A 6,112-nucleotide genomic window follows, 5' to 3' on the forward strand; every position below is an offset into this window, starting at 1 on the left:
GGGGGGGGCTGTGTGCTGCCGCGCCTCCCCCCCCCCCCCGGGGCCGCCCCCCCCCCCGGCCCGGCGAGCCCGCCGCCGTTTCGCCCCCCGTGCCCAGCCGGCCCGCGGCCGCTTCTGCGGCACGACCTGTCCGGGCTCTGCCGTGTTGTGCCCTGGGGGTGTCGGAGCCTGCCCTCCGCGGGGCACATGTCCCCACGGAGAGTGTTATGCCTGACAGGCATGTTTATGACTCTCCGGAATACTGCTCTCCGGAACCACCGTTTCCAGCCGGCCTCGACGCAGCCTCCGAGCGGCATCGACTCCCGGGCCGGGCTGGTTGCGGGCCGAGTCGGAGTCAAATCGGAGTCAAACCGGAACCAGCCCGGGGCCGGGGTCACGGGTCGGGCCGGTCTGCGCGGTCTGGGCCGGTCCGGGCTGCCCGCGCCGGTGCCGGGGGCGGGCAGCCCGAACCGGGGTCGGTCAGCGCGCCAGCAACTGGTGCGCCGCCCGGATCTGGGTCCACGACTTCGGCTGGGCCGGGGCGGTCGTGGTGCGGCTGGCGGCGGCCGGAGCCGGCCGGCCGGGGGTGAACAGCCAGGTGGTGAAGACCGGGTCCAGGTCGAGGCCGGAGATCTGCTCGGCGAGGGCCTGGAACTCGGCGATGGTGCCGTTGCCGTACCGGTGGGCGGCGGTCCAGGCGGGCAGGATGCGGAAGAACGCGTCGTCGCCGACGGCCAGCCGGAGCTGGTGCAGCGCCATCGCGCCCCGGTCGTAGACCGCGCCGTCGAACACCGCGCCGGCACCCGGGTTGCCCGGCAGCACCTGCCAGAACGGGTCGTCGGCCGGGTAGTCGGCGTAGGTGAAGTCGAACAGCTCCTGAGCGGTGCCCTCACCCTGCGCCTCCGACCAGAGCCACTCGGCGTACGAGGCGAAGCCCTCGTTCAGCCAGATGTTGCTCCAGTTCGCCACCGAGACCGAGTCGCCGAACCACTGGTGGGCGTTCTCGTGCACCACCACGTACGGGTTGCTGCCGCGTCGCCAGAAGCCGGGCCCGTACACCGGGCGGGTCTGCGTCTCCAGGGCGAAGCCGAGACTGTCGAGCGGCGCGGCCACGCCCCCCTGCGCCTCGAACGGGTACGGCCCGAAGATGCCGCTGGCCCAGTCGACGATCTCGGCGGTGCGTTCGATGCTGGCCCGGGCGGCCGGCTTCCGGTCGCCCAGGGTGGTGCTGTAGGCGTTGATCACCGGCTGCCCGTTCGGGGCGGTGTCGGTGACGATGTCGTACTGGCCGATCGCCAGGAACGCCAGGTAGGTGGCGCCGGGCTTGGTGCTGCGCCAACCCCACCGCATCCGGTTGCCGGCCTCGGCCAGCGGGGGTCGGGGCTGCACGCCGTTGCTGATCACCTCGACGCCGTCGGGCACCGACACCGAGATGTCCCAGGTGGCCTTGTCCAGCGGGTGGTCGTTGGAGGGGAACCACCACCAGGCCGACTCGGGCTCGTTGACGGCGAGCGCGCCGTCGACGGTGCGGGTCCACCCGGAGTAACCGTTCACCAGGGTCTCCGACGGCACACCGGCGTAGGTGACCACGACGGTCATCGCCTGACCGGTGGTGAGGCCGCGCGGCGCGGTCACCACCAGCTCGTGGTCGCCCTCCCGGTCGAACCGGGCGGTCCACCCGTTGACCCGCACCGACTCCACGTCGAGCAGGAAGTCGAGGTTGAACCGGGAGAGGTCCTGGGTGGCGGTGGCCAGGATGGTGGTGGTGCCGCTGAGCCGGTCGGTGGCCGGCTCGTAGCGCAGCCGGACGTCGTAGTGCTCGACGTCGTAGCCGCCGTTGCCGTAGTCGGGGAAGTAGGGGTCGCCGAGGCCGGGGCTGCCGGGTTTCGGGGCGGCCGAGACCGCGACCGACCGGCTCTTGCCCGGTCGGGCGTCGGCCTGGCCGGGGGCACCGGTCCCCAGGGTGCCGGCGGTGGTGACGGTCAGGGCGGCGATGGCCGCCGTGAAAACACGTCGCACGGGGTGGACTCCCTCCATCGGGGTGTTCGCACCGACAACCTAATCGACGACGGTGGAAACGTGCGCCCCGGATGGTGGGGATCGACTGTTCTCATCCTGTCGATGTTTCGCTAGCATTACCGACTAGTAACAACGCCTCACCCCCCTGGCCACGCGCGCGGTCCAGAGGCTTCCCCCGTTGCTGCCCCTGGAGGATCCGTCATGCCCCACCGCGCCCTGCCGCGCCGCGCTCTGGCCCGGGCCGTCACCGCCCTGGCCGCCGTCCTCGCCACCGTCACCGGTGTCCTGCTCGTCCCGACCGCCGCCCAGGCCGCCACCGTCCACTACGTCGCGTTGGGCGACTCGTACTCCTCCGGTGTCGGCGCCGGGCCGTACGACCTGTCCACCTGCCTGCGCAGCCAGAAGTCGTACGCCCCGCTGTGGGCCGCCGCCAACGCGGTGACCAGTTTCGCCTTCCCCGCCTGCGGCGGCGCGGTCACCGCCGACGTGATCAACAAGCAGGTCGGCTCGCTGAGCGCCACCACCACCCTGGTCACCATCACCATCGGCGGCAACGACGCCGGCTTCGCCGACGTCATCACCAGCTGCCGGTTCGGCAGCACGGCGACCTGCACCGCCGCCGTGGACAAGGCCAAGAGCTTCGCCACCGCGACGCTGCCCGGCCGGCTCGACGCCACCTACGCCGCGATCCGTGACCGGGCCCCGAACGCCCGGCTGGTGGTGCTCGGCTACCCCCGGCTGTTCGAGACCGGCTCCTGCGGGGTGCTGGCGATGAGCAGCTACAAGCGGACCATCCTCAACGAGGCCGCCGACGTGCTCGCCACGGTCACCGCCGCCCGGGCCGCCGCGGCCGGGGCCACCTTCGCCGACGCCCGCCCGTTCTTCACCGGGCACGGCGTCTGCGCCGCCACCCCGTGGATCCGCGACGTCAGCGGCGTCATCGAGGCGTACCACCCGAACGCCGACGGCTACCGGTACGGCTACCTGCCGACGCTGACCGCCGCGCTGCGCTGACCGGCCCGGCCTGGTGACCGGCAGCAGCCCACCGGACACCCTCGGTTGCCTCCGTCGTCGACAATGGGAGCCCTTCCTGGTTCCCTGTCGGCGGCGGAGGTGCCCGTATGCGTGAACCGGTGACCCCGCCGCTGCCCCGGCCACCCACCGTGGACGGCCCCCCGGTCGGCGGCACCGAACTGCTCGCCCTGCTCACCCGGCTGCTGCGCCGCCCGCGTCGGGGCGACCGACGGCTGCCGGTGCTCTGGCTGGTCCGGGCCGCCACCGGCGGCGACCCGGCGGCCCTGTTGCGCCGCTTCGTCGGGCGGGGCGCGGGGCGTCGGGTCCCGCACGCCGTGCTCGACCTGACCGCCCGCCCCGACCTCGTCGACGTCCCGGCGGTGCTGCGGGAACTGCACCGGCAGTTGTCGCTGGAGGCGTTCGGGACGGCCCGGCTGCGGTTCCGCCACCACCCGCTGGCCGACTGGCTGATGCAGCAGACCCTCGACGTGGGTGTCGACGCCGCCGACAGCGGACGGGCCACCCTGGTCCGCCGGCTGCGCGACTGGCGGGGCCGGCGTCCCGTCGAGGAGCCGCAGGTCAGCGGGGAGTCGGGGGTCGGCACGGCGCTGCAGGTGCTGCTCTGGCTGCTGCGCCGGGCGGTGCCCAGCGCGGTGTTCCGGATCGCCGTCTCCGGCCGGGTGCCCGGCGTCGGCGGCCACTACCGGTGGTTCATGCGGCAGCAGTACCTGGCCCCCCGCCAGTCGGTGACCTTCCTCGGGTTCGCCGAACGGCTCACCGCCGGGTGGCGCGACGGCGAACAACCCGCCCAGGTGGACAAGCTGCTGCTGCACGCGTTCCTGGAGGACCTGCGGCAGGCGTACCGGCGACGGGTGTGGCGGCCCGGGGACTGGCGGCGCACCGCGTACCCGGTGCTGCTGCTCGACGGCGTGGAGGTCGACGGCGTCGGGCACACCCTGGTCCGGCTGCTCACCGACGTGCGCAACGAGACCGGCCGCAACGACCCGCTGCTGGTGGTGGCCCTGGCCACCGCGCCGCCGCCCGAACTGCCCGGCACCCGACCGCTGCGCGAGGCGGACGACGCCTACGACGAGTGGGCCGAGGCGCTGCCCGAGACCCGACGGCTGCGCCGCTCCGCCGCCTGGCTGGTGGCGCTGCGCCCCGACGACGAGGACGCCACCCCGCCACCGGGGGTCGTCCCGCCCGCGCTGGTCGCCCCGGACCCGCCGTGGTGGGCACGGCGGTTCCTGCCGGCGGCGGTGGCGGTGGTCCTGCTGGCCGGGATGCTCGTGTGGGCGGACAGCCGGTGGACGCTGGACTGCCATCCGACGCCGACCGGCCAGGTGCGGGTGCAGGTGCTCGCCGGGGAGTGCGTCGGCTACAGCGACACCGCCGCGCAGGTGTTCAACAGCGAACCCGGCCAGGAACGGCTGCGCGCGGTGCAGCGGCGGATCTTCACGCAGAACCGGGCCGCCGAGGAGGTGTGGCGGCGCAGCGACCAGCGCCGGCCCTACCTCACCCTGGTCTACCTGGGCACCCTCACCGGCAACCGGACCCGGATCGACGAGGAGTCCTACGTCTCCGAACGCGAGGAACTGGAGGGCCTGGCCACCGCCCAGTACGCCCTGCTCAAGGAGTCCGCGGCGGCCGACGGGGCGGCCCTGCTGCACGTGGTGGTCGCCAACGGGGGCCGGCAGATGCGCCACGCCGGGCCGGCGGTGGCCATGCTGGAACGGTTGGCCCACGACGACCCGACCGTGCTCGGGGTGGTCGGGCTGGTGGAGAGCCGCACCAGCACCGCCGCGGCGTTGCGGGAACTCAACCGGGTCGGCCTGCCGGTGCTCGCCCCCACCCTGTCGGCCGACCGGATGGACGGGAACTCCAGCCTCTACCTGCAGATCTCCGCGCCGAACTCGGCGCAGGCCGCGATGATCGAGACGTACGCCCGCCAGGTGCTGCGGGTGACCGAGGCGCACGCCTACTTCACCACCGGCGAGGGCAGCTCGCTCACCGAGGATCTCTACGTCGGCACGCTGGTCGACGGGCTGCGCCAGCGGTTCGGTAGCCGGCTCACCCGGCTCGACGAGTGGAGTACCGGGCGTCGGTTGACCGCCGAGTGCGGCTACCGGGGGGTGCTGGTGTTCGCCGGGCGCTGGTCGGAGTTCGACGGGTTCCTGCGGGCGTTGAAGGAGTGCGGCAACGATCCGCCCCGGCACCTCGTCGCCGACGACTCGGTCAACCGCTACATGGCCAACCCGGGGCTGCGGGCCAGCGCCCCGGGCAACCTGCCGGTGACGTACGTTTCGAAGGCTGCGCTGGCCACCTGCGCCGCGCTACGGGCCGCTCAGGCCGCCCGGGACGACGTCCGGGGCAGCTTCCTGACCTGGGTCGGCGCCGACGACCTGCTCGACCCGCCGCGCTGCCGCGACGGTGCCGGCGCGCCCGTCGGTGAGCGGGTCAGCCTCGCCTACGACGCGGCGATGATGATGGTGCGGGCGCTGGAGAGCCTCGCCGCCCGGCTGCGCCACGCCGACACCGGCCGGCGCTGGGAGCCCCGCTCGGTCAACCCGGTCGGCGTGCACGCCGAGGTGCTGCGGCAGAACGCCGCCGCCGGCTACCCGGGGGTCGCCGGGGTGATCCGGTACGCCCCCGACTCGGGCGAGCCGGTCGCCAAGCGCCTGGCGTTGCTGCGGGTGGCCCGGGTGCCGGACGTGGCCGCCGAGCCGGTCGAGGTGTTCCACTGTGGGGCGGCCGACAGCGGACCGGACCCGGGCTGCCGACCCGCCTGACCCGTGGGCGGGTCGTGCGTCCCGACCCGCCGGGGCGCTAGGGTTCCCTCGATTCGTCCGCACGTGGGTGGGGAGCAGTGGGTGGGCAGGCTCGCATCGGCGTACGGGCAGGCGGTCGCCGCGCACCGGCAGGCCCGGCAGCGGTGGTCGGCGGCCCGTGCCCTGCTGGACCGGCTGGCCGGGCAGCCCGTCCCGGAGCGCACCGCCGACCTGGTCGCCCGGCTGGCCCGGCTGGCCGACGCGCTGGTCGCCCCGCCGCCCGGCAGCACCGACCGGGCCGACCCGACCGCGAGCGCCGGTGCGCCTCCCGT

At 74.4% G+C, this 6,112-nt stretch carries 4 protein-coding genes; 3 read left to right on the forward strand and 1 reads right to left on the reverse strand.

All coding sequences use genetic code 11. The features are described from left to right. Nucleotides 1–459 precede the first annotated feature (459 nt). Nucleotides 460–1,998: a M1 family metallopeptidase gene (locus tag ACOJTC_RS32710; protein WP_420119771.1), complete on the reverse strand. Its 1,539-nt coding sequence runs from the start codon at nt 1,996–1,998 to the stop codon at nt 460–462. A 216-nt stretch (nt 1,999–2,214) separates the two neighbouring features. On the opposite strand from ACOJTC_RS32710, the gene ACOJTC_RS32715 reads away from it, so the two are divergent. The 3 genes from ACOJTC_RS32715 to ACOJTC_RS32725 all read left to right on the forward strand — a co-directional run. After that, nucleotides 2,215–3,012: an SGNH/GDSL hydrolase family protein gene (locus ACOJTC_RS32715; protein WP_420119774.1), complete on the forward strand. Its 798-nt coding sequence runs from the start codon at nt 2,215–2,217 to the stop codon at nt 3,010–3,012. A gap of 107 nt (nt 3,013–3,119) precedes the next feature. Further along, nucleotides 3,120–5,801, forward strand: coding sequence for a hypothetical protein (locus tag ACOJTC_RS32720; protein WP_420119772.1), 2,682 nt, complete (start codon nt 3,120–3,122; stop codon nt 5,799–5,801). A gap of 81 nt (nt 5,802–5,882) precedes the next feature. After that, nucleotides 5,883–6,112, forward strand: a 230-nt coding sequence (locus ACOJTC_RS32725) for a hypothetical protein (protein ID WP_420119773.1), incomplete at its 3' end; no start/stop codon positions are given.

It is taken from the genome of Micromonospora sp. (assembly GCF_048594385.1).
In the GTDB taxonomy this organism is placed as follows: Bacteria; Actinomycetota; Actinomycetes; order Mycobacteriales; family Micromonosporaceae; genus Micromonospora; species Micromonospora wenchangensis.